At 51.3% G+C, this 21,375-nt stretch carries 18 protein-coding genes; 15 read left to right on the top strand and 3 right to left on the bottom strand.

The genetic code is table 11. From position 1 onward, the window contains the following. A complete protein-coding gene (nagZ, locus tag RDU59_02700; GenBank protein MDQ7837385.1) occupies positions 1 to 1,053 on the bottom strand; it encodes a beta-N-acetylhexosaminidase in 1,053 nt (350 codons plus the stop codon). A gap of 415 nt (positions 1,054 to 1,468) precedes the next feature. On the opposite strand from nagZ, the gene RDU59_02695 reads away from it, so the two are divergent. The 5 genes from RDU59_02695 to RDU59_02675 all read left to right on the top strand — a co-directional run bounded on the left by RDU59_02695 (position 1,469) and on the right by RDU59_02675 (position 7,463). After that, entirely contained in the window at positions 1,469 to 2,608 is a 1,140-nt protein-coding gene (locus tag RDU59_02695; GenBank protein MDQ7837384.1) for a cytochrome c3 family protein, read from the top strand. Between the two features lie 660 nt (positions 2,609 to 3,268). Then, the gene (locus RDU59_02690) at positions 3,269 to 4,072 is read left to right on the top strand and encodes a cytochrome C (GenBank protein MDQ7837383.1); all 804 of its coding nucleotides are present in this window, start codon (positions 3,269 to 3,271) and stop codon (positions 4,070 to 4,072) included. A 76-nt stretch (positions 4,073 to 4,148) separates the two neighbouring features. Beyond that, positions 4,149 to 5,072 (top strand): cytochrome C, encoded by a 924-nt coding sequence (locus RDU59_02685; GenBank protein MDQ7837382.1) that lies wholly within the window; start codon positions 4,149 to 4,151, stop codon positions 5,070 to 5,072. A 201-nt stretch (positions 5,073 to 5,273) separates the two neighbouring features. Continuing rightward, positions 5,274 to 6,644, top strand: coding sequence for a cytochrome c biogenesis protein ResB (locus tag RDU59_02680; GenBank protein ID MDQ7837381.1), 1,371 nt, complete (start codon positions 5,274 to 5,276; stop codon positions 6,642 to 6,644). An 18-nt stretch (positions 6,645 to 6,662) separates the two neighbouring features. Further along, positions 6,663 to 7,463: a cytochrome c biogenesis protein gene (locus RDU59_02675; GenBank protein MDQ7837380.1), complete on the top strand. Its 801-nt coding sequence runs from the start codon at positions 6,663 to 6,665 to the stop codon at positions 7,461 to 7,463. A 20-nt stretch (positions 7,464 to 7,483) separates the two neighbouring features. On the opposite strand, the gene RDU59_02670 is transcribed toward RDU59_02675, so the two are convergent. After that, positions 7,484 to 7,624 carry a hypothetical protein gene (locus RDU59_02670; GenBank protein ID MDQ7837379.1) on the bottom strand — a complete coding sequence of 47 codons (141 nt, stop codon included), beginning with the start codon at positions 7,622 to 7,624 and terminating at the stop codon, positions 7,484 to 7,486. Between the two features lie 45 nt (positions 7,625 to 7,669). Here RDU59_02670 and RDU59_02665 point away from each other — a divergent pair, with 45 nt between their 5' ends. From RDU59_02665 to RDU59_02620, 10 genes are all read left to right on the top strand, one after another. Beyond that, entirely contained in the window at positions 7,670 to 8,443 is a 774-nt protein-coding gene (locus RDU59_02665; GenBank protein MDQ7837378.1) for an AMP nucleosidase, read from the top strand. 361 nt (positions 8,444 to 8,804) lie between these two features. After that, complete coding sequence (locus tag RDU59_02660; GenBank protein ID MDQ7837377.1) at positions 8,805 to 11,123, top strand: DGQHR domain-containing protein; 2,319 nt, start codon at positions 8,805 to 8,807, stop codon at positions 11,121 to 11,123. Beyond that, the gene (locus tag RDU59_02655) at positions 11,120 to 11,980 is read left to right on the top strand and encodes a Dam family site-specific DNA-(adenine-N6)-methyltransferase (protein ID MDQ7837376.1); all 861 of its coding nucleotides are present in this window, start codon (positions 11,120 to 11,122) and stop codon (positions 11,978 to 11,980) included. The genes RDU59_02660 and RDU59_02655 overlap by 4 nt, the downstream gene beginning before the upstream one ends. Before the next feature lie 104 nt (positions 11,981 to 12,084). Then, complete coding sequence (locus tag RDU59_02650; protein ID MDQ7837375.1) at positions 12,085 to 13,437, top strand: ATP-binding protein; 1,353 nt, start codon at positions 12,085 to 12,087, stop codon at positions 13,435 to 13,437. A gap of 94 nt (positions 13,438 to 13,531) precedes the next feature. Continuing rightward, positions 13,532 to 14,041 carry a hypothetical protein gene (locus RDU59_02645; protein ID MDQ7837374.1) on the top strand — a complete coding sequence of 170 codons (510 nt, stop codon included), beginning with the start codon at positions 13,532 to 13,534 and terminating at the stop codon, positions 14,039 to 14,041. Then, positions 14,034 to 14,219, top strand: coding sequence for a hypothetical protein (locus RDU59_02640; GenBank protein ID MDQ7837373.1), 186 nt, complete (start codon positions 14,034 to 14,036; stop codon positions 14,217 to 14,219). Before RDU59_02645 ends, RDU59_02640 begins: the two co-directional genes overlap by 8 nt. A 384-nt stretch (positions 14,220 to 14,603) precedes the next feature. Further along, positions 14,604 to 14,951, top strand: coding sequence for a hypothetical protein (locus RDU59_02635; protein ID MDQ7837372.1), 348 nt, complete (start codon positions 14,604 to 14,606; stop codon positions 14,949 to 14,951). A 318-nt stretch (positions 14,952 to 15,269) separates the two neighbouring features. Further along, the gene (locus tag RDU59_02630) at positions 15,270 to 16,898 is read left to right on the top strand and encodes an ATP-binding cassette domain-containing protein (GenBank protein MDQ7837371.1); all 1,629 of its coding nucleotides are present in this window, start codon (positions 15,270 to 15,272) and stop codon (positions 16,896 to 16,898) included. Between the two features lie 57 nt (positions 16,899 to 16,955). Further along, complete coding sequence (locus tag RDU59_02625) at positions 16,956 to 17,585, top strand: 3'-5' exonuclease (protein ID MDQ7837370.1); 630 nt, start codon at positions 16,956 to 16,958, stop codon at positions 17,583 to 17,585. Positions 17,586 to 18,049: 464 nt separating this feature from the next. Continuing rightward, positions 18,050 to 19,636 carry a peptide chain release factor 3 gene (locus RDU59_02620; GenBank protein ID MDQ7837369.1) on the top strand — a complete coding sequence of 529 codons (1,587 nt, stop codon included), beginning with the start codon at positions 18,050 to 18,052 and terminating at the stop codon, positions 19,634 to 19,636. 324 nt (positions 19,637 to 19,960) lie between these two features. Here the strand turns inward: RDU59_02620 and RDU59_02615 are convergent, their stop codons facing one another. After that, positions 19,961 to 21,130 carry a cytochrome c3 family protein gene (locus tag RDU59_02615; protein ID MDQ7837368.1) on the bottom strand — a complete coding sequence of 390 codons (1,170 nt, stop codon included), beginning with the start codon at positions 21,128 to 21,130 and terminating at the stop codon, positions 19,961 to 19,963. Between the last annotated feature and the right edge of the window lie 245 nt (positions 21,131 to 21,375).

Raw genomic sequence — 21,375 nt, 5'->3', positions numbered from 1 at the left:
CTATCGTTTAAAATATTCCTTAATGGCTGCTTTGTTAAATTCGTTCTTTGTTATACCGTAGCATTCTTTAGCAGCCATCACACGCCGTAAGGACTCTTCGAGGCGCATCCGCCCCTCTCTGTCCTTCTCTACAAATGCCCTTACCGCTTCAAATGCCCGTACAATCTTTTCTTTTTCATGACAGATAAGAATTATATCCGTTCCGGCCATAAGGGACAGCGTTGCCGACTCTTCCAGGCTGAAATGCCTTTCGATAGCTCCCATCTCCAGATCATCACTAATGACCAAGCCGTCAAATCCCATCTTATAACGCAGGATGTCCATAAGGAAGTTCCGGGACAGGGTCGCCGGCAGATCGGGATCGACATCCGGATAAATCACATGGGCCGTCATAACAGCCGCTACCCGGGCGACGATGGCTTTTTGGAAAGGTACAAGTTCTCTTTTCTCCAGTTCGGATAAAGGCGTATCCATAACCGGCAGGTCCTGGTGCGGGTCCAGTTTCACCCCGCCTATGCCCGGAAAGTGCTTGGCTGTGGCCAGAATGCCTTCTTTTTGCAAGCCTTCAATTATAATGCCGCCCAGGTGCCCCACCAACTCCGGGTCACTTCCGAATACCCGCCCCTCCATAATGCGGTCAGTCCCCGGCACGTCGAGGTCCATGACCGGGGCAAAATTCATGTTACAGCCGATGAGATTCAACTCTCTGGCTGTTATGTCGGCAAACCGGCGGGCCTCTGCGGCTGGATCGGCTGCCCTGGCGATGCCTGCCGCCCCGGGAAACTGGGTAAAAGGCGGCTTTAGCCTGGCCACCGGCCCGCCTTCCTGGTCGATGGAAATGAGGGGTAGGGGCAACCCTCTATCCCGACAGGCCTTTTTCAGGTCTTGACAGAGCCTGGCCACTTGCAGCGGATCAGCCACATTTCGCCTGAAGAGGATAAAATTGCCGATGCCGTATCTATAGATCAGTTCCTGCGTCTCCACGTCCAGGTCGGTTCCCGGGAAGCCGATCATAAAAAGCTGTCCCAATGATTCGATTGGATTATTCCTCACTTTATCCGCACCACATAGCGTATTTGCAGTACCATACCCAAGCTCTCTATATTCTGTCAATTAATTAAAAATATTAAAGTTTTCAGACAGTTTGCCGATACACTTAACAAGTGAAAAAGTGTCTGCAAAAGAATAAAAAATTAAAGTTTTCTCCATAGTTACCGATAAGTGAATTAAAGGTGAGAACTATCCCCTTGGCCTCAGGTTCACAAGGACGTGAGAGGCAAGAAGGCAGGTGAAGCTAAAACGATAAGGATAGGCTCCTAAAATAAAAGTAAAAGGCTCATTGAATCCTAGGAAAGGGAGGGCAGTGACCCCCCGGTGCCCAAGTTGGACGCCATGGTGCCGGAGGCGAGCCCAGTGGCGTAACCGGCCCTTCTCTTTATGGCCAAAAATTAGAAAGGAGGGGATGACTTTGAGTACAGATATGAAAAATATGGAGAAAGGGGTGATAATCATGAGAAGGGCAGGTATGTTTAAAACTAGCTGTTTGGCGGTTCTATTGAGCGTATTTCTGGCCTTGGTACCGGTCGGGTATGCCCTGGCAACCGTCACAGGTGCCTGCGTAAACTGCCATACCATGCACAACAGCCAGGGTGGTACGGAAATGCAGTTAAAGGCTGGGGAGACAGACCCCCAGGGAAACCTGGTGCGCGGTACCTGTGTTGGTTGTCACGGAAGCGATCCGGCAGGGGCAAGCAACATTGTTACCAATATTCCCCAGGTGTGGCACAGCGACGGTAATGACCTGGCCGGCGGCAATTTTAAGTACGTCGTAGATACTGGCGATGCCTACGGACACAACGTCGAGGGCGTCGTGGCCGCAGACGGCACATTAACGAACACACCCCCGGGCTATGCAGCTGCTATGGATCCTGCAAGCACGGATTACGCTACCGCCAGCCGGCTGACCTGTGCCGGGCAAAATGGTTGCCATGGCAACCGGGATAATTCCGGCAATTATGCCGGTGTAAGTGGAGCCCACCATGGCAGTGACGCCGTCCTTAAGTTTGGCGGTATCGTCGAAGGTTCTCAAGGGGCTTCTGTAGCCACCAGTTACCGTTTCCTCTACAAAGTACAGGGCGGAGAGGACACCGATTGGCAGGACACGGTTGGTGCCGCTGACCACAATGAGTATAAAGGTGCAATCTATGCCGCCAGAACCACCATGGCCTGGGCGGATGTCAATACCATAAGCGAGCTCTGTGCCGAGTGCCATGGTAGTTTCCATATGTCAGGCGCTACCGGTATTGGTACAGCCAGCCCCTGGACAAGACATCCAACTGATGTGCTCATACCTAATAGCGGTGAATATGCAAGCATCTCGACTACTTATAATCCTACGGTTCCGGTGGGGCGGACTACAATCCCCAATGCGGCGAGCGGGACAGTGGCAGCCGGCACTGATATCGTTACGTGCCTCTCCTGTCACCGGGCCCATGCCAGCGGCTATGCGGATATTCTGAGATGGGATTATAGCACTATGATAGCGAACGGAGGCTCCCTTAGCACAGGGTGCTTTGTCTGCCATACCACCAAGGATGACGGTAGTTAATCTTGGTTGTAAAGATAAGATAATTAACCCGGGCGGGATGGGTATCTATACCCATCCCGCCTTGTTTTTGCCCCTTATATCTTTTAAGTTTTACCGTTGAACCGGCTACCCGACATAATCTTATCTCCCTTGATTTCTCCGGAAGAACGCTATGGGCCACTTTCGGGTGCTGGCAACACACTCCCTTCCCTCGGGATTCTCTCTCGGGCCTCATGCCTTAGAAAGGCGCGTTATCCGGTCACCGTGAGCGAAGCCTGTTCCAAGTGTTTGCCCCTAAAAAACATCTGATACGTCATCTCATCAGGCCCCAAATATCTGTGTATATCGGCTACCACTATTACTATAACACCCGGCCGTCCGACTGGCTGAGGCGATCAAAGCCATTGGCTTGAATATTATTACCATCATCGGAGGGCTACATTTAACACCAGTCCCTGAAGAAACAATGAACCTCTCCTCCTGTTTGGATATCGGAGTTATGGGGAACGAGACGAAACTGTAGTCGAAGCAATTAGTTAGTAAGGTTCAAGAGGTGAGGTGCCAATAATCAACAAGGCCCTAATTTATCACAAACCCCCTATTAAATGCTTGACATGGTTTATTCGTAATGCTAACATCGCTTGCGTTGAATCACTATTCATCCCTTGTGGAGGGCGCTATATGTTTCATAAAAAAGAACTATTTGTTGTATTTGCGGTTCTGGCCATAGGCCTTATGGCAGCGGTTTTGTATTATAACGGTCCTGTTGGTAATGCCATTGCTGCAGAGGCGTCCCTGTCCAACAGCGATTGCGTGAAGTGCCACCCGCAACAGCCGGAGACTATTGCCTCTAAAGGGGCCAAACACAAGACGGCTATTGGTTGTTTGGATTGCCACACCGAGCATCCGCCGCTGGGAACACAGTCTATCCCAAAATGTGCTATGTGCCATGCCGGTAAACCTCACTATGAATTGCCCGAATGCGCTTCCTGCCATGCGGATACCCATGCCCCGTTAGATATCAAGATGGGCGAGAAGACTACGCCGGTATGTCTCACCTGCCATCCACAGCAGGGAAATGAGATGGCGATTTCTCCAAGCAAACATGCCCTATTAGATTGCTCAAAGTGTCACCCGGCGCACAGACAGTACCTCGATTGTTTAAAGTGCCACGACCCGCATACCAAAGATATGACCTTTGAGACCTGTAAGACCTGTCATCCACCGCATAAACCCCTGGATATCAAATATGGCATGGATACACCCTCAGAGACCTGTGCGGCGTGCCACTATGATGCCTATGACAACTTGAAGGCCAACACTACAAAACATCATGATCTATCCTGTGCCTATTGCCATCGCGATAAACACAAGGTAGTTCCGCCCTGCGAGGCATGTCATGGAAAACCACATGCATCCGGTATCCATGCAAAATATACGGAATGCGGCAAGTGTCATGGCGCTGCGCACACCCTGATGAAATAGGCCGTTTGGGCTGATACGTAAGCGATAAGGGGCGCCCCAAGGCGCCCCTCCAAGGTTTAGTTATGAGAGGTGGACAATGAAAAGATTGCTGGTAGCCTTTGGGGGGTTAGTATTACTGCTTATCGCAGTTATTTGGGGTTGCGCGGAGCAGCGTGTAGTAACGGTACCGGCCCCGGGGACTATTTCGGGAGAAAGCACCATAACTATTATGCCGGCCCCGGCGGAGGCGCCAGCGGTAGTGGCAGCGCCGGCTAAGGCCAAGGCCAAGATAGCGCCGCTGTATGAAAGGGAGATATCGCCCCTAAAGACAGAGCAGTGCGGTCAGTGCCATTTGTATTATTACAATACCATCCGCAATGAAGGCGGAAAGCACCAGATCGATTGCACCAAATGTCATGAGAAATACCACGTGTACCGTCCGGACAAGGTCAAATACGAAGACATTATGCCTAAATGCAACACCTGTCACGGACTGGCTCACGGTGATAAACTGGCTAACTGCGCTGCCTGCCACGCCAACCCACATGCGCCGACGGGCAAGATGGCCGGCCCGGACATGGATGCCGGATGTTCCACCTGTCACGGCAAGGTAGCCGACGAGCTTAAGACCCATAAGAGTAAACATACAGACGTGGCGTGTTCCGACTGCCATACCGTGCACCGTCATATTCCGGTTTGTGCCGATTGTCATTCACCGCATACACCGACCCAGACCAATGCCGAGTGCTTAAGCTGCCACCCGGTGCACATGCCACTGGTGATCACGTATCCGCTCGAAACACCACGCGATACCTGTGGGGCATGCCATCCCAAGGCCCTGCAGGATCTCCAGAAGAGCCAGTCCAAGCACGATCAACTAAGTTGTGCCAAATGCCATCCCAAACATCGGGATATTATCCAGTGCGAGGCCTGCCATGGCCAGCCGCATAGTCCGACTTTGCTTAAGGGCTTCAAAAAGTGTGGTGACTGCCATAATACTGCCCACGCTATGCCCAGGTAAGGGTAATATCAGGAGATAAACCTGGAAAGGCGACCATTAGGTCGCCTTTCTTTTTGGGATGGTGTCAACCGTAAGCAGTGGAGGCTATAAAATCCTTGACAAGCGGGGGACAGGGATGTTAATGAATGGACTGTTTTTGGGTAGTCTTTACAGGATTTCCGTTAGTTATGACACCTTAATAACCCTCTGAGATACAATGACATGAAGCCGGAAAACAGCCTCCCAGCGCCACCCGAAAAAAAACAACCTTTCTGGAAATCTCTCGCTTCAGTTAACCTCACCATATTCTTACTTATATTTCTCGCGGTAAGCTCTATTGTCGGGACGCTTATCCCTCAAAATGAGCCTCCCGCCATGTATGTTCAGCGGTATGGGTATGGCACTTACCAGCTTTTGGATTCGTTGTCTCTGCTGGACCTCTATCATTCGGGGTGGTTTAGACTCCTTCTCCTTCTCCTGGCGCTGAACCTGATTGTCTGTACTACGGACAGGCTCCGGCATGTCTGGGATATTGTTTTCCCAAAAGAAAAGAGGCTTAACGAAAACGCTGTCCTGGCCAGTCCAGGGACGAGGGCCTTAAAATATAAAGCGAACCCTTCCGTGGTTAAGGCCGCGCTCTTGCCCATTCTTTCAGGTAGGCTGGGCGATCTGAACGAGACTACCACCGGCTCAACAACAATTCTCTGGCGGGAAAAGGGAAGATTATCCCGTCTCGGGGTCTATGTCGTGCATCTTAGCGTCGTTATTTTCTATATTGCCGGGATAGCGAGCTCTCTGGGCGGGTTCATGACCAGCATTAATCTGCCGGAAGGGGCGGTGGTGGAACAGGTTCCCCTGCCTAATACTAACGTAGGCTATAATCTGGGCTTTGCCCTCCGCGTTGATAAGTTTGAGGCCCAGTTTTATCCCACCGGCGAACCAAGGGATTACCGCAGCGACATAACCATTATCGAAAACGGGAAGCCGGTTTTGAACGGCAACATCCGGGTCAACCAGCCCCTTACGTACAGAGGTATCACTTTTTATCAGGCCTCTTACGGTCGCTTCCCAAAGACGATTGAACTTAATCTGGTTGATAAAAGCAGCGGGAAAATCATTCCGCTTTCTGTTCCATTCGGCCAGGAGGCCATTTTGCCTGATGGGCTGGGTACTCTTCGTTCATTACGGGTTGAGCCGAATGTGATGGATATGGGCCCCGCGGTTCAGATGCTGTTGACCAGACCCGATGGAGGACAAACCGACCTTTGGATATTCAAAAACAACCCGGACTTTGGACGGGCCAAGAAATTACCGTACCGATTTCTCGTAACCGAGGTAAGGGAAGGTTTCTACACCGGCCTCCAGGTAGCCAAGGAACCGGGCATCCTCTTTGTCTGGGCCGGCAGTATATTAATGGTATTGGGAATTGCCGTGACCTTTTTCATGTCACACCGTAAGATATGGGCTGTGCTGGAGAAAAAAGGCGAGGGGACAACGGTTACCATCGGCGGCCAGACAAATAAAAACAAACTGGGGCTGGAAGAAAGGCTTGATAATCTCTACCTGCGACTCCAGAAAGCCGATATAAAATAAAAGGGGAAACGGACGGCCATGCTGAGTTCGAAAATTCTCGCTGTCGTAACGTTCAGCTATCTTGCGGCAGTGATATTTTATCTGAGCGCCCTGATCTTTAAGACAAAAATCGGCCAGAGGATCGCTTCGGTTGTCACTATAGGCACCTTTGTTGCACATACCGCTGCTATTATTTTACGCTGGGTTGAATCCCACAACCTCGGGATCGGCCATGCCCCATTTGCCAATTTTTATGAGTCCCTGGTCTTCTTTGCCTGGGCAATAATTTTGATCCATTTTATTGCTGAATATAAGTATAAACTCGCCCACGCAGGCGTGTTCACCGTACCTTTTGCCTTCCTTGGTCTGGCCTACGCCTCGTTTTCACCGACTATTTCAAGCCGCATTGAACCGCTTGTCCCGGCCTTGCAGAGCAACTGGCTCATTGCCCATGTCATCACCTGCTTTATTGGTTATGGCGCATTCGCTGTTTCCTGTGGCCTGAGCATAGCATACCTGTTTAAAAGATCCGATGACAAAAAAGACCTGGATACCCTTAACTATCGGGTGATTGTCTTTGGTTTTCTGTTTCTTACCGCCGGCATCGCAACCGGTTCCATCTGGGCACACTCGGCCTGGGGGGCCTACTGGCAATGGGACCCTAAAGAAACCTGGTCTCTGATTACGTGGTTCGTCTATGCGATCATTCTTCATGTCCGTCTGCGCGGGTGGCATGGCAAAAAGATCGCCCTGCTCTCCATTGGCGGCTTTGTATCAGTGCTCTTTACGTATTTTGGCGTCAATTTCCTTCTCTCCGGCCTGCACAGCTATATAAATTAAATAAATCTACGCGGAGTAAGTCATTCCATCCTATCGCTCCCGCCCCGGGGGCAGACGCCGCCAGGTCGGCCGAAGACGGAGGACGCCACCTTCCCTTTGAGCCAGAGGCCGATGGGCGAAAATGGCGGGACAAAAGATTCTTTATCTGCTACGATAAACAATCATGGAATCCCCTTGGTGTGTGAGCGTTAAGGAGGCACTTGCCCATGCTTGAGCGACTTGAGATCGCCAAGTGCTGGCTCCCCCGTTATACCGGAATGCCCCTCGATCTTTTCGGCGACTATATCCTTCTGACCAACTTCCGGTACTACCTCACGAACTTTGCCGAAAAGTTCAAATGCGACATATACGGGGACAACAAGCCGATGCAGGCTGCGACCAACAGCAGCGGTCTGACGATCGTCCACTTCGGCATCGGAACGGCCAACGTTGCGACCATAACGGATTTGCTCAGCGCCCGCCACCCCAAGGGAGCGTTGTTTCTCGGCAAATGCGGAGGGTTGAAGAAGTCGACCGAGATTGGCAACTTCATCCTCCCAATCGCGGCCATAAGGGGCGAAGGCACCAGCAACGACTATTTCCCGCCTGAAGTGCCTGCGCTTCCGTCCTTCAAGCTACATAAGTTCGTCTCTGAAAAGATTTTGGAGCACGGGCATGAATACCGGACCGGGGTAGTTTACACGACAAATCGTCGCCTGTGGGAACACGACCAGCGTTTCCAGGATCGGCTTAAGCAAATGACCTGTATAGCCATTGATATGGAAACAGCGACGTTCTTCATTGTGGGCCACTATAACGAGATCGCCCGGGGCGCACTCCTCCTTGTATCTGACCTTCCGCTTACACCTGAGGGGGTCAAGACAGAGGAATTGGACGAACGCGTGACTGCGCAGTGGTCCGAAATGCACCTCCAGATTGGGATTGAAGCGATGATGGAGATTGGAGAAAAGGGTGAGCAGATCAAACACTTCAGATACTGACGTCTCCAGGCAGCCGCCTTCTCCACGCCTTGCCTTCAAATAGTTGCCGCAGCAAATCTCCTTGACCATCCATTTCTTTTCGTGATATTCCTTGCCAGGTTCATTTAATCCTAATAAACAGGCTGGCTGATTTCTGCCGGATTTATAGTAAACGAGCCGTTCAGGTAATTAAACCAGGGAAATAGATGGCCAAAGAGCAGGGCGCCAGAGAGAAAGGGGCTTGAGCTATCAGTAAAATAATAAGTTATAATTTTATAGACGTTCACTATCTAAATTATAATATGATCACTAAGATATACGAGTTTTGATGATAAAAGTGGAATCTATATAAGATTCGCCGCCGTACTGAGGGGTAACGAATATGACCGAGAATGCAGTAATACTCGAGTCACTGTTGACGGATTCATCTCGCATTGGCAGAGAAGCAGCAAAGAGACGCAGCCTGTTTGACCAGATCTCTGTCTCAAAAGCTGAGGTCGAGGGTTTCTTGGCAGACGGATGGGTGCTGGACAGAGAACTTAAGCGTAAAACTTGCCTCAAGCGAGCACGACCATTTGATACGCAGTTAGAGAATCGGCTTTGGCTGCTTCTTTACCTTATGGGGTATCATGAACTTAATGCGGGCCGGAACTTCACAGTCAGGATCGACCGGAAGGGCGCTGATCCGATACGAAAACAAATTGATGTTTTCGCCAAAGATGAAGAAACAGTAATTGTTGCCGAATGCAAAGCATCCGAGAGCCTTAAACGGAGAAGCCTTCAGAAGGACATCGAGGAGTTTGCCAATCTTAAGGGATACTTGGCAGACTCCATCAAAAAACACTATGGCGCTGACTTCAAGCCAAAGATTATCTGGCTTTTCGTAACACAGAACATAATCTGGTCGAAGCAGGATAAGGATCGGGCCGCCGGTGAAAACATCCGTATTATAACAGAACGTGAGTTGCGGTATTACTTACAGATTGCCGATCATCTCAGAAAAGCTGCACGGTTTCAGTTCCTCGCCGAGTTTCTCAAAGACCAGAAAATCCCAGAACTCCAGAACCAGAAGCTTCCGGCAATCCGTGGAACGCTTGGCGGTCACAAGTTCTTCTGTTTTGTTACCACTCCGAAGCAGCTTCTCAAGATAGCCTTCGTAAACCACAGATCACTGAATGATCCTGATGGTGCGCCAACATACCAACGACTTGTGAATCGGTCTCGAATGCACCAGATCGGCAAGTATCTTCTTGGCGGAGGTTTCTTCCCGACGAACATACTTGTCAATTTTACACGGAAGGTGCGTTTCGATACTGTGGCAAAAGATGATTCGGCCGAGGTTACATATGGGTACCTATATTTGCCGGACCGTTACCGGTCAGTGTGGATCATTGACGGCCAGCATAGATTGTATGGGTATGCCCCGCTTGATGAGAAATATCTGAATCAGAACATCGTAGTTATAGCCTTTGAGGGCCTCAGCCCGGCACAAGAGGCGAACCTCTTCGTTACGATCAACCACGAGCAGAAGTCTGTGCCAAAAACACTTCTTGACGATCTCGAGGGAGAACTCAAGTGGGGTTCGGATGTCCCCGTGGAGCGTGTTGGCGCAATCAGTGCGAGACTGATCGGCATTCTTAATGCCGATATCGGTGAGCCTCTATATGGTCGAGTGACCCAGCAAGGGATTACTGCAACCGAAAAAACATGCTTAACAGTGCCGGCGCTCAAGGATGGCCTGCGGCGCTCTGGTTTACTTGGGCGAGCGATTCTTAAACAAAAGGAGTATGCGCCAGGACCTCTCTCTGGTGTCTCCGACAGCGAGACACTGGATCACGCCCGCAGTGTCCTAAACCAGTACTTTAGCCTAATACGGTCCAGCAACCACAGTCAATGGGAGATGGGGCGGCAAGGCTTCCTCTGCACCAATGTCGCCCTTCAGGCGTACCTGCAACTTCTTGCGTCTCTCATTTCCTATATGGAGCCAAACAAAGGGCTCATGGCAAGAGAGCTGTCGCCAGAGGAGCTTGTCTTAGAGATCGAGGAATATCTTGATCCGATCCTGAGATGGCTGCAGGGAGCATCCCCCACTGCTATGGAACAGGAGTTCAAGGTTCAATTTGGATCAGGTGGTCCACGTGAATATTACTTCCGTCTCTGCAGGATAGTAAGACAGCAGTTCTCGGATTTCGAGCCTGAAGGCATGGGAGAATGGGAACAAGAGCAATCAACTGAGCTGATCGACACTGCGGACCACAGACTGAAGGAATTGAATGTCCTTGTTCAAAAATACATATTTGATAAGTTCAAAGAGCAGTATGGAACCGAGAAGGATGCTTACTGGCACAAAGGTGTTCTGGACAAGAACATCAAGACTCGTGCCTACGAGAAGTCGCTCGACGATGAAGACGAAGACCGACTGCCCTTGGAGAACTATCTGGATTTTATCGAGTACAAGAAAATAGTAGAAAACAAGCTCCATTGGCCCCTTTTTAAGCCAGTTTTTGATATCCCCGATCCTAACGAAAAGGGCTACTCAAAAAACGTGCGGTGGATGGAAAGAGTAAACGAGTTGCGAAGAATACCGGCCCACCCTACGGAGAGCCGTCACTACAAGAGCGAGGACTTCGAGTACCTTGATTACATTTACGGCGAATTCACTCAGAGACTGGCGACCATTAAAGGAGGCGCCGAAGAATGACTGTGGACACCCGGCAGCGTGTGAAACCATTCTTAAAATGGGCGGGAGGCAAGAGGTGGCTTGTGTCTGACCACCGTACGGTTTTTCCTAAGTCATACAACCGGTATTTCGAGCCGTTTTTGGGTAGTGGGGCTGTCTTTTTCGGCCTATGCCCTAGTCATGCTTATCTCAGCGATGCGAATCACGACCTTATTGAGACATACTACGCAATACGGGACGACTGGCGATTGGTATGGGAGAGACTTCTATGGCATCGGCAGCGTCACAGTAAGGAACACTACTACCGGATCCGCACCAGCAAGCCGAGAACTGCTGCTTCTCGTGCGGCCAGATTTATCTACTTAAACAGGACTTGTTTCAATGGCCTCTATCGTGTGAATAGGCAAGGCGTTTTCAACGTGCCAAAAGGAACCAAGGATACTGTCACATTCCCCGATGATGATTTCTCAACGGTCGCGAATGCGTTACGGTCTGCGCATTTAGTCTGTGGTGACTTTGAAGAAGTGCTGTATGAAGCAGGTGCAGGTGACTTCGTTTACGTAGATCCTCCATACACGGTCCAGCACAACCAGAACAATTTCATTAAGTACAATGAACGCCTTTTTTGCTGGGAAGACCAGGAACGCCTTGCGGCTGCTGTTGGCGAAGCCTCCAGGCGGGGGGCTTTGGTCCTCGTGTCAAATGCGGACTCGCCCAGCATCAAGAGGCTCTATTCCGCTGCGGAATGGAACTATGCCGTGCTGCGTCGGCACAGCGTGCTGGCAGCAGTAGTTTGCAAGCGCCAAATCACGACTGAATTGGCAATTGCGAACTACGACCTAGACGGAGGGTGCGCCGAGCCGTCCTTAAGTAATTGAAGCTCCATCGACAGGCGGGAAGAGGGGAGATGATCATAAAATTCTTCTATTGAAACGTTCGTAGAAGGTATGGACTTTAAGACGATATGAGTCGTAAGCTTAATATGAAATTTATTGAATCTGAAACATTGGAACTTAAAAAATCTACTTCTGAGATTAAAGAGGCGATCATATCTATAGCGGCAATTCTCAATAAACATCAACACGGAGAATTATTTTTTGGAATTAAAAACAATGGCATTGTAGCCGGTCAGAACGTAACGGAAAAAACAATCCGTGATGTATCAAAATCCATTGCAGACCATATTGAACCCAAAATCTATCCTCACATAAACCGTATCGAAATAGACGGCAAGGCATGTATTAAAGTCCGGTTTAAGGGTAACGATATTCCCTATTTTGCATATGGCAGGGCATATATAAGGGTGGCGGATGAAGACCGGCAATTAAGCGCTAAAGAACTCGAAGGGCTGATTCTCGGAAAGAATAAGGATAAATTAAGATGGGATACCGAAATTTGCAAAGAAGCAAAGATCACAGACATAAGCGCAACTAAAGTCAAATCTTTTTTGAAAGGTTCAGTGCTGAAATATGACACTGTACGCAATGCGCTTGAAAAATTAAAGCTCATGTCTGACGGTAAGCCCCTCAATGCAGCCGTAATCTTATTTGCCAAAAAACCGCAGGCATTTTTCCCCAATGCCCGTCTCAGATGCGCTGTTTTCGGCACAACAGACACATCGTTTACCATTGATATGCAGGATTTTGAAGGAGATCTCTTCTACCTGATCGAAAAAGCCGAAGGATACATCCTGAAAAATATTCATATCGGCATGAAGCTGGAAGGGTTAAGAAGGGTAGATGTGCCTGAAATTGACAAGGCGGCTTTCAGAGAAGCAATAATCAATGCCTTCTGCCATAGGGATTACCGGGAGTTTGATTCTGTTAACATCGCTGTTTTTAAAGATCGTGTTGAAATAAGGAGCCCGGGGCTGCTTTATGGTGGGCTGACCATAGAGACCATCAGGACAAAGATGGTCTCAGAAAGAAGAAACGAGCTGATTGCAGAGATGCTTCATCGTGTTCATTTCATAGAGAAATGGGGCAGGGGTATCAAGCTTATGCTCTCAAAAGAACCTGATACTGAATTCAGCGAGGTAGGGACAAAGTTTATTACTACTTTTAAGCGTAGGAGTTATTTTGAGGGCAAGAAAGGATTTGAAAAGTTGGGTGAAAAAGGGGTAGAAGATATTACCCAGAAAACTACCCAGAAAACTACCCAGAAAATCATAGAAGCTATTACTAAGAAATCAGATATTACTCAAAAAGAACTTGCAACGGTTATAGGGATAACCGAAGACGGAGTAAAATACCATATAACCAGACTTAGGAAAAAAGGAGTTCTCAAGCGCATCGGCCCGGACAAGGGTGGCTATTGGGAAGTGGTGAAAAAATGAAATGACATTTCCTAAACTGGAACTACCTGAAAAATATCCTGGAGGCAATGACCGGTATTGAAACGTTCGTAGAAGGTATGGACTTTAAGACGATATGAGCGATAAATTAAACATCCTTAACCTGTTTTCAACCCTGAACAATAAGAAGGTTCGCTATCTCGTCGCCGGTGGAGTGGCTGTCAATCTTTATGGGATTGAACGAGCCACAGGCGATATAGATATCGTTGTTCATCTGGAGCGGCATAATCTTGAAAAGTTTGTGGAGGTCATGAAGGAGTTAGGCTTCAGGCCCAAAATTCCGGTGAAACTTGAAGATCTGTGCAGTAAGGAGATGAGGGACAAGTGGGTTCGTGAAAAGGGGATGAAGGTTTTCAGCGTTTATGACCCGCAGAATCCATATTTCCTATTGGATGTATTTGTAGAGGAACCGTTTGACTTTGATAAGGTTTATGGAGAACGGAAAAATATCAAGGCTGGAAATGTGAGGATTCCACTTGTCCCTATAAAACGGCTTATTGAGATGAAGAAGAAGGTCGGCAGACCTCAAGATATTGCCGATGTCTATTATCTTAGAAAGATAGAAAAGGAGTGGGGTGATGAATAAAACGCCACTGTTATATTATAGGACGATAGAGCAGATAAAAGAGTACCGGAAGCGGCCGGCTCTTCAAAAGATCAAGTGGCTTGAGGCGCAAATGGAGTTTTTCTATTATGCCATGCCTGATAGGGCCAAGAAGATCAGGGATCGTATGCGCGCAGAAAAAAAGACCGCAACCCTTTAATAGATAGACTCACTCGGGAGGGACACCGGGACATTCTTGAAAATTATCACTTTTAGAACAACAGGCATTTCTCGTCTGCTGTGATCCGCAGAAGAGGTTGTTACAGGAAAGATAATACCGCGAGATACGGGCTTCTGAAAGGCGGTTCTATCAAAAAATCAGCGAGATATATGCTCAATGCAGCATTGACTGTAGCCCACTGACCCCCGAACTTCAATCCCGGTACAAGGTCAAAGAGATTGGGTGTTTGGCTCCTTATGACGGCCGGCCAAATTAACTGGATTTTCGGCGGAAATTCTGGTAAGAGGTAACTTCCGTCTCCGGGCACGATGATGAGGAAACAGTGAAGATACCCGACACGGAAAAACCAAAAAGGAGAAACCAATGGCATCCGAACGCAGGGAAACGCGGCTGAAACAGAAGGCCGAATGGGAAGTGAAGTTGCAGAAGCGTCTGGCGCTTCTTGCGGAGAAGGGGGCGGACAAGAAAAAGATCGCGCGCGATGTGCTCGTCAAGGGATTGAAGGCAAAGATCAAGGAATCGCAGGCCCGTTTGCGGGCGATCGACGCCACGGAGAAGCGAACGGCGGAGTTGGCCACGATCAAGGCGGAGCGCTTGGCAAGGCCCAAGGAAGAGACCTCCAAGGCAAAGAAAGTCGCCGCGCCGCCCCCCGAAGCCAAGCCCAAGAAGAAAAAGAAGAAGGAAGAGGGCGCAGCGCCTCAGCAGGCTTAGCCCTTTTTCCCCACACCGCGCAGCGATATTCCCCGCCGCGAGCAGCGGGGAATGCGCTCGCTATGCATGTTCAAAGCTTTCTTACATGGAAAGCACGTTCAGGACGACCTTTAGGTTGCACGGATGGAGAAAGGTTATGAAGAGGGTTGCACCGGTGAGGCATGCGGGAAAGGTCCCGGACATGAGCAATCCACAATCCGCCGTTGACTGAACGCTGTTTTTTGTGTACAATACGAAACACCAAACGGGCCTGACGGCCCGATTTTTTTTGTTTTACAACCATCTTTTTGGGAATTCATCAGTTTTAGGAAGGCAAGAATGATCAACGCATCGAATGTCGCCCTCGCCTACGGCAAGAGGGTTATTTTTAAGGACGTCAACATCAAATTCACCCCCGGCAACTGTTACGGCCTGATCGGCGCCAACGGCGCCGGCAAGTCCACCTTTCTCCAGATCCTCGCCGGCGAAATAGAACCGGACAAGGGAGAAATTACGGTCGGGGCCGGCGAGCGGATTGCGGTGCTGCGGCAGGACCATTTCGCCTTTGACGAGGAAACGGTCTTCCATACCGTCATCATGGGGCACCGAAGGCTCTACCAACTGATGGCCGAGCGGGAGGCGCTCTACGCCAAGCCCGATCTCTCGGAAGCGGACGGCCTTCGCTGTGGGGAGGTCGAGGGCGAATTCGCGGCGATGAACGGCTATGACATTGAATCCGAGGTGGCGGTGCTGCTCAACGGTCTCGGCATTCATGAGGATCTGCGCCAGAAGAAGATGAAGGAGCTCGATGGCGGCGACAAAGTGCGAGTGCTGCTCGCGCAGGCCTTGTTCGGTAACCCGGACATCCTTCTGCTTGACGAGCCGACCAACAATCTGGACCAGCAATCCATCGCCTGGCTGGAGAATTTCCTTTTCCGATTTCAGAACACGACCATTATCGTTTCCCATGACCGCCATTTCCTGAATCAGGTCTGCACCCATATGGCGGATATCGACTTCGGCCGCATCCAGGTGTATGTTGGGAACTACGACTTCTGGTACGAGGCCAGCCAGTTGATTCTCAAGCAGAGGCAGAATGAGAACAAAAAGGCCACGGCCCGGGCCGACGAGCTCAAGGCGTTCATCCAGCGTTTCAGCTCCAACGCCTCCAAGGCGAAGCAGGCCACCTCGCGGAAAAAACTGTTGGAAAAGCTCACCATCGAGGACATGCCGGTCTCGTCGCGGAAATACCCCTATGTGGTGTTCAAGCCCGGGCGGCCCTGCGGCGACATCATCCTCGAGATCAAGGACCTCTGCAAGGAGGTGGACGGGGTCACGGCCTTGCACAATTTAACCCTCACCGTCAACAAGGGGGACAAAATCGCCTTTGTCGGCGACAGCACCCTGGCCAGGACGACCCTTTTCCAGATCCTGACCGGGGAAATGGCGCCGGACAGCGGCAGCTTCCGCTGGGGCCAGACCATCTCCACCGCCTATTTTCCTAAGGAGAACAGCGACTACTTCGCCCATGACCTGAACCTGATCGAATGGCTCCGCCAGTTTGCGCCCATCACCGAGGGCGAGAACTTCGTCCGCGGGTTTCTCGGCCGGATGCTCTTCTCCGGCGAAGAGGCGCTCAAGCAGGTCGGCGTCCTTTCCGGCGGCGAGCGGGTCCGCTGTATGCTGGCGCGGATGATGCTGGCCGACGCCAACGCTCTCATCTTCGATGAGCCGACCAATCACCTGGACCTTGAATCGATCACCGCCCTCAACAACGGCCTCATCGCCTTCCCTGAGGTGGTGCTTTTCGCTTCCCATGATCACCAGTCCGTCGCCACAGTGGCGAACCGGATCATCGAGATTACGCCGACCGGAATCATAGATCGGATGACAAATTATGACGATTATCTGGAAGACGGGGAGGTGACGAGGCTCAGAGGTGATCTCTGCCAGGCAATGGCGAGCTGAATCTCTAGCCCTCCCTCCAAAATCGGAGAGATATCCAATCACCGGGGAGAATAAGTAATGTCCGGAAAAGAGGCCGGCGACGGCCGGGGAGTTGCCCGGCGGCTGAACAAAAAGGAAATCAACGCCTGCCCTATGACCAAATGGCGTGGACCGGTTCACGTCATCCGCACTGCCGGGGAGCTGGCCGATGCGGTCCGGCATTTGGCAAAGGAAACCCTGCTAGGGTTGGACACGGAAACCAGGCCTGCCTTCAAAAAGGGAGAGAGTTACCCGCCGTCACTGCTGCAGCTCGCAGGCGAACAGGAGGTTTTCATTTTCCAGTTGCAGTACCTCGGCCTGCCCAAACCGCTCCGCCGCCTCTTGGCGCAGCCCGAGATCACCAAGGCCGGCGTCGCTCTGACGTATGATATCCGGGAATTGCAGGAACTAGCCCCCTTCCAGCCGGCACGGTGCGTGGACCTCGACAGGATGGCCAGAGAAGCGGGTCTTCTAAATCAGGGCTTGCGGGGACTTGCCGCCGTTCTGCTGGGGCTACGCATTTCCAAGGCAGCCCAGACTTCCAATTGGGCACGAAGCACACTGACCCCGCCGCAAATTCGATATGCGGCCACCGATGCCTGGCTGGGCCGGATACTCTTTCAAAAACTCCTGCAGATCAGGGATTCAGGAGATTCGGCAGGCTCCTAGCGTTTTTTCTCATCCTTCTTGGCTCTTTTCGCGGCCTTTTTTTCCTTCAGGGTCTTGGCCGGTTCCTTCTTGGTTTTCTTTTTGCTGTCCATGCCTTTGGTCATGCTTTTTCACCTCCCGGGGTCAGGTTTGGAATTTCATCCAGGAGCCTGCCGTTCAGCTTTCAAATATCTTGTTCTTTCGCGACCTTAGCTAGAAGCTGGTTTCTTGTCAACAGAAAACAGTTTCAAGGTCGGTTTTTGATCGCTTAAAGGTTCAATCCTCTTTGGCACCCCCGATGTTGAGATAAGATGTAAGGCGGAGACGGGAACGCACCATCACCTACCGGGTCGAGCTTTGTCTTCGCTATGCGGCCCAATCCGCCGTTGACTGAACGTTGATCTTTGTGTATACTACGAAACACCAAACGGGCCTGACGGCCCGATTTTTTTTGTTTTACAACCATCTTTTTCGGGGTTTATAGCGTGAACAAGGAACATCAGAGAGAGGTTGACCGACGGCGCACTTTCGGCATCATCAGCCATCCTGACGCCGGGAAAACCACCCTTACGGAAAAATTGCTCCTCTTCGGTGGGGCCATTCAGCTGGCCGGGGCCGTGAAGGCCCGAAAGGCTGCCCGTCATGCTACCAGCGACTGGATGTCCATCGAGAGGGAGCGCGGCATATCAGTTACCACTTCGGTGATGAAATTCAACTACCGTGATTTCGAGATAAACCTGCTTGACACCCCCGGACACCAGGATTTTTCTGAAGACACGTACAGGGTCCTCACGGCGGTGGATAGCGCCCTCATGGTGATAGACAGCGCAAAGGGCGTGGAACCGCAGACGGAAAGACTGATGGAGGTCTGCCGACTGCGTAATACCCCGATCATAACCTTCATCAACAAGCTGGACCGGGACGGGATGTCCCCCCTGGATGTGCTTGCGGACATCGAAGACAAGCTCCAGATTGAGTGTACGCCGCTCTCCTGGCCGATTGGAGGGGGCAAGCGCTTCAAAGGAGTGTATGACTTCTACCGTAAGAAACTGCGTCTTTTTACCCCGGGGCAAGAGACTAGGATTCAGGACGGGGTAACGGTCACCGACCTGGCCGATAGTCTGCTCGATGAAATCCTCGGCACCCAGGCTGATGACCTGCGCCGAGACGTGGAGTTGATCGAGGGCGCGGCAAACCCCTTTGAACACGGGCACTATCTGAAAGGGAGCCAGACCCCGGTGTTTTTTGGGAGCGCTATCAATAATTTTGGCGTCAAGGAGCTGCTTGACGCCTTCGTAGAGATGGCGCCCGCCCCCGGGCCGAGGGCCGCCGTCTCGCGTGAAGTCCACCCCTACGAAGAACCATTTTCGGGGTTCGTTTTCAAGATACAAGCAAACATGGACCCGGCGCATCGAGACCGCATTGCCTTTCTCCGAATAGTTTCAGGCAAATTCACGCGCGGGATGAAAGTCCGCCACAACCGGACCGGTAGAGAGGTAGCCCTGGCCAATGCCACTATTTTTATGGCTCAGGACCGCATGAATGTGGAAGAGGCTTACCCCGGAGACATCATCGGCATCCACAATCATGGAACCATCAAGATCGGGGATACCTTCAGCGAGAAGGAACCCCTCAAGTTCACAGGCATTCCAAATTTTGCCCCGGAACACTTCCGGCGGGTGCGCCTGAAGAACCCCATCAAGGCCAAACAACTGCAAAAAGGCCTGACGCAGTTGGCGGAAGAGGGGGCGGTTCAGGTCTTTCGGCCGATTCAGGGAAACGACTACATCCTGGGAGCAGTGGGGATTCTACAATTCGACGTAACCGTCGCACGCCTCAAAGGCGAATACGGTGTAGATGCGGTCTATGAACCGGTAGAATACACGACGGCGCGATGGGTCAGCTGCCGGGACAAGAAAATAATGGAAGGGTTTCAAAAGAAACACCTGCTCAACATGGCGCATGATGCAGAAGGACACCTGGCCTACCTGGCGCCCAGCGAGTGGCGACTTGGTTTTGTGATGGAAGACTGGCCTGATATTGTCTTCCTCAAGACCCGCGAACACAACTGACAGGTGAATTGAAGCTTCCCGCAGTCCGCCTGGGGCGGACGGGGAATCTCCGTATGCAAGGTAAAATGCATCGTATTCGCTCGCTATGCATGTTCAAATTGTAAGTGCACCATTTGATGTCTGCCTGCGGCGGGTGGAATTCGAGTTGGCCTGGCCATTCTTTACATAGAAGAAAAGCGTCCCAGGCGCATCAAACCGTGCCTGTCGGGGCATGCCCGGCCCTCTTTTTCATTGTTCAAGATTCCATTATCGCACTTATTCAATGTAGTCAATAAAGCCCCCATGGTGTTCCCCTGGATTTTGTTAACGCCTCCTGTCGAGATTCTAATTCTTGCTCGTGTGACATTGGAAGCAGCCGCCGGTTCCTCCACCGTCGGCCTGGATAGTCGCGTAGTCCCATCGAAGCATGTCAGGATAGGGGCTGGCGTGGGCCCTATGGCAGGAGAGACACATGACCATGTCCGTGCCTATGGTTACCGTGTCACTGACCGCGGCGAGTGTGGGTCGGGCTACGGGGACGATGGGGTCATACGTCGCGGTGCCGGTGGCGGCACCGAAAGCGTCGGCGTATTCACCGGACGCCGGTATCTTACGATCTACGGGGTGTCGTATCCAGGCCCCTCCCTGTCTCTTGATGTGGAAATTTCCGTGACAGCCACAGCAGAAGGCCGTGGCCGTGTTCCCTGCTATGGAGACGAAACCACCAGTCCCGCTGGCGACCTGCTTACCCAGGTACTCATTATGGTCACTGGCACTGCTGGTGTATTGCCAGTCGCCATCCTCTATGCCTGCGACTCCGTACTGGTAACCGCTGAAATGGCCCGACAGAAACCGGTACCATCCCTCTGCAGCGCTATCCGCCACCCCATCTGTAACACTGGTATGATGCCAACTCTTGATTTGACTGAACTTGTTGAAGCCGGATACCATATGGCAGCCGGTGCAGCCGGATCGCCCGTTCAGGTAGCCATGAATGGGCTCGAATTCGGAAGAAGTCTGAAAAGGAAGATGGAGATTGCTATGGCAAACGTTTGTGCCACAGCCGCCGCCTACGTACGCTTCCCCGGGGGCGCTCATCAGGACGTCATCGGGATTAGCCGGAAACACGTTGTGCCCGTTCCCGTCGCTTACCGTTACCCAATAGAAATTCCCGCCGGCGAGACCTTGACTGCCGTAGGAGGGCTGGCCGGTATTATTGACAATAGGAGCGCCGGTTACCGGATCTTTCCAGGTCGCGCCGTCGGTGGCAGAATGGCAGCCCACACAGTCGCCTACCAGTAGTTGGCCGTAGGGGCCTCCGGGCGCTACCGGAAGTCCCCCCTGACTGTTGTGCATGGTGTGGCAGTTGGCACATGGTCCCGTCACTCTGGCGGAAGCGGCGGGTGGGAGCGATAGGATCAGGACAAGGGAAAAGATTAAAGTCGCCGCGAATGTGAGTGCCTTTTGCCGGGGTATCTTGATGCCTGATTTCGTCCGGTCCTTGGGCATGACCATAATGCTACTCCTGAGGCGGCCTGCGGATGCTGCTTTACACGGTAAAGCTGACGACGTCGATGAATCGTAGCTAATGCAAATGGAGTGCCAATGGCATGGACATTACCGAAAGACGCTAACATGTTGTTATTACGTTGTCAATGGAAATGATGGCTAAGACGATTACCGCGACAGAGGGAGAAAGGGATTGGACCAGTGGAAAAACAATTCCACTAAAAGAGAACAATTGTTCCCATGCCACACCC

The organism is Thermodesulfobacteriota bacterium (assembly GCA_031082315.1).
Classification (GTDB): domain Bacteria; phylum Desulfobacterota; class QYQD01; order QYQD01; family QYQD01; genus QYQD01.
This window is presented reverse-complemented; position numbering and strand designations above follow the sequence as displayed.

Coding starts and splice junctions, on each gene's coding strand:
- RDU59_02690 (MDQ7837383.1), top strand. CDS start 3,269: ATGTTTCATAAAAAAGAACTATTTGTTGTATTTGCGGTTCTGGCCATA.
- RDU59_02685 (MDQ7837382.1), top strand. CDS start 4,149: ATGAAAAGATTGCTGGTAGCCTTTGGGGGGTTAGTATTACTGCTTATC.
- RDU59_02680 (MDQ7837381.1), top strand. CDS start 5,274: ATGAAGCCGGAAAACAGCCTCCCAGCGCCACCCGAAAAAAAACAACCT.
- RDU59_02675 (MDQ7837380.1), top strand. CDS start 6,663: ATGCTGAGTTCGAAAATTCTCGCTGTCGTAACGTTCAGCTATCTTGCG.
- RDU59_02665 (MDQ7837378.1), top strand. CDS start 7,670: ATGCTTGAGCGACTTGAGATCGCCAAGTGCTGGCTCCCCCGTTATACC.
- RDU59_02660 (MDQ7837377.1), top strand. CDS start 8,805: ATGACCGAGAATGCAGTAATACTCGAGTCACTGTTGACGGATTCATCT.
- RDU59_02655 (MDQ7837376.1), top strand. CDS start 11,120: ATGACTGTGGACACCCGGCAGCGTGTGAAACCATTCTTAAAATGGGCG.
- RDU59_02650 (MDQ7837375.1), top strand. CDS start 12,085: ATGAAATTTATTGAATCTGAAACATTGGAACTTAAAAAATCTACTTCT.
- RDU59_02645 (MDQ7837374.1), top strand. CDS start 13,532: ATGAGCGATAAATTAAACATCCTTAACCTGTTTTCAACCCTGAACAAT.
- RDU59_02640 (MDQ7837373.1), top strand. CDS start 14,034: ATGAATAAAACGCCACTGTTATATTATAGGACGATAGAGCAGATAAAA.
- RDU59_02635 (MDQ7837372.1), top strand. CDS start 14,604: ATGGCATCCGAACGCAGGGAAACGCGGCTGAAACAGAAGGCCGAATGG.
- RDU59_02630 (MDQ7837371.1), top strand. CDS start 15,270: ATGATCAACGCATCGAATGTCGCCCTCGCCTACGGCAAGAGGGTTATT.
- RDU59_02625 (MDQ7837370.1), top strand. CDS start 16,956: ATGTCCGGAAAAGAGGCCGGCGACGGCCGGGGAGTTGCCCGGCGGCTG.
- RDU59_02615 (MDQ7837368.1), bottom strand. CDS start 21,130: ATGGTCATGCCCAAGGACCGGACGAAATCAGGCATCAAGATACCCCGG.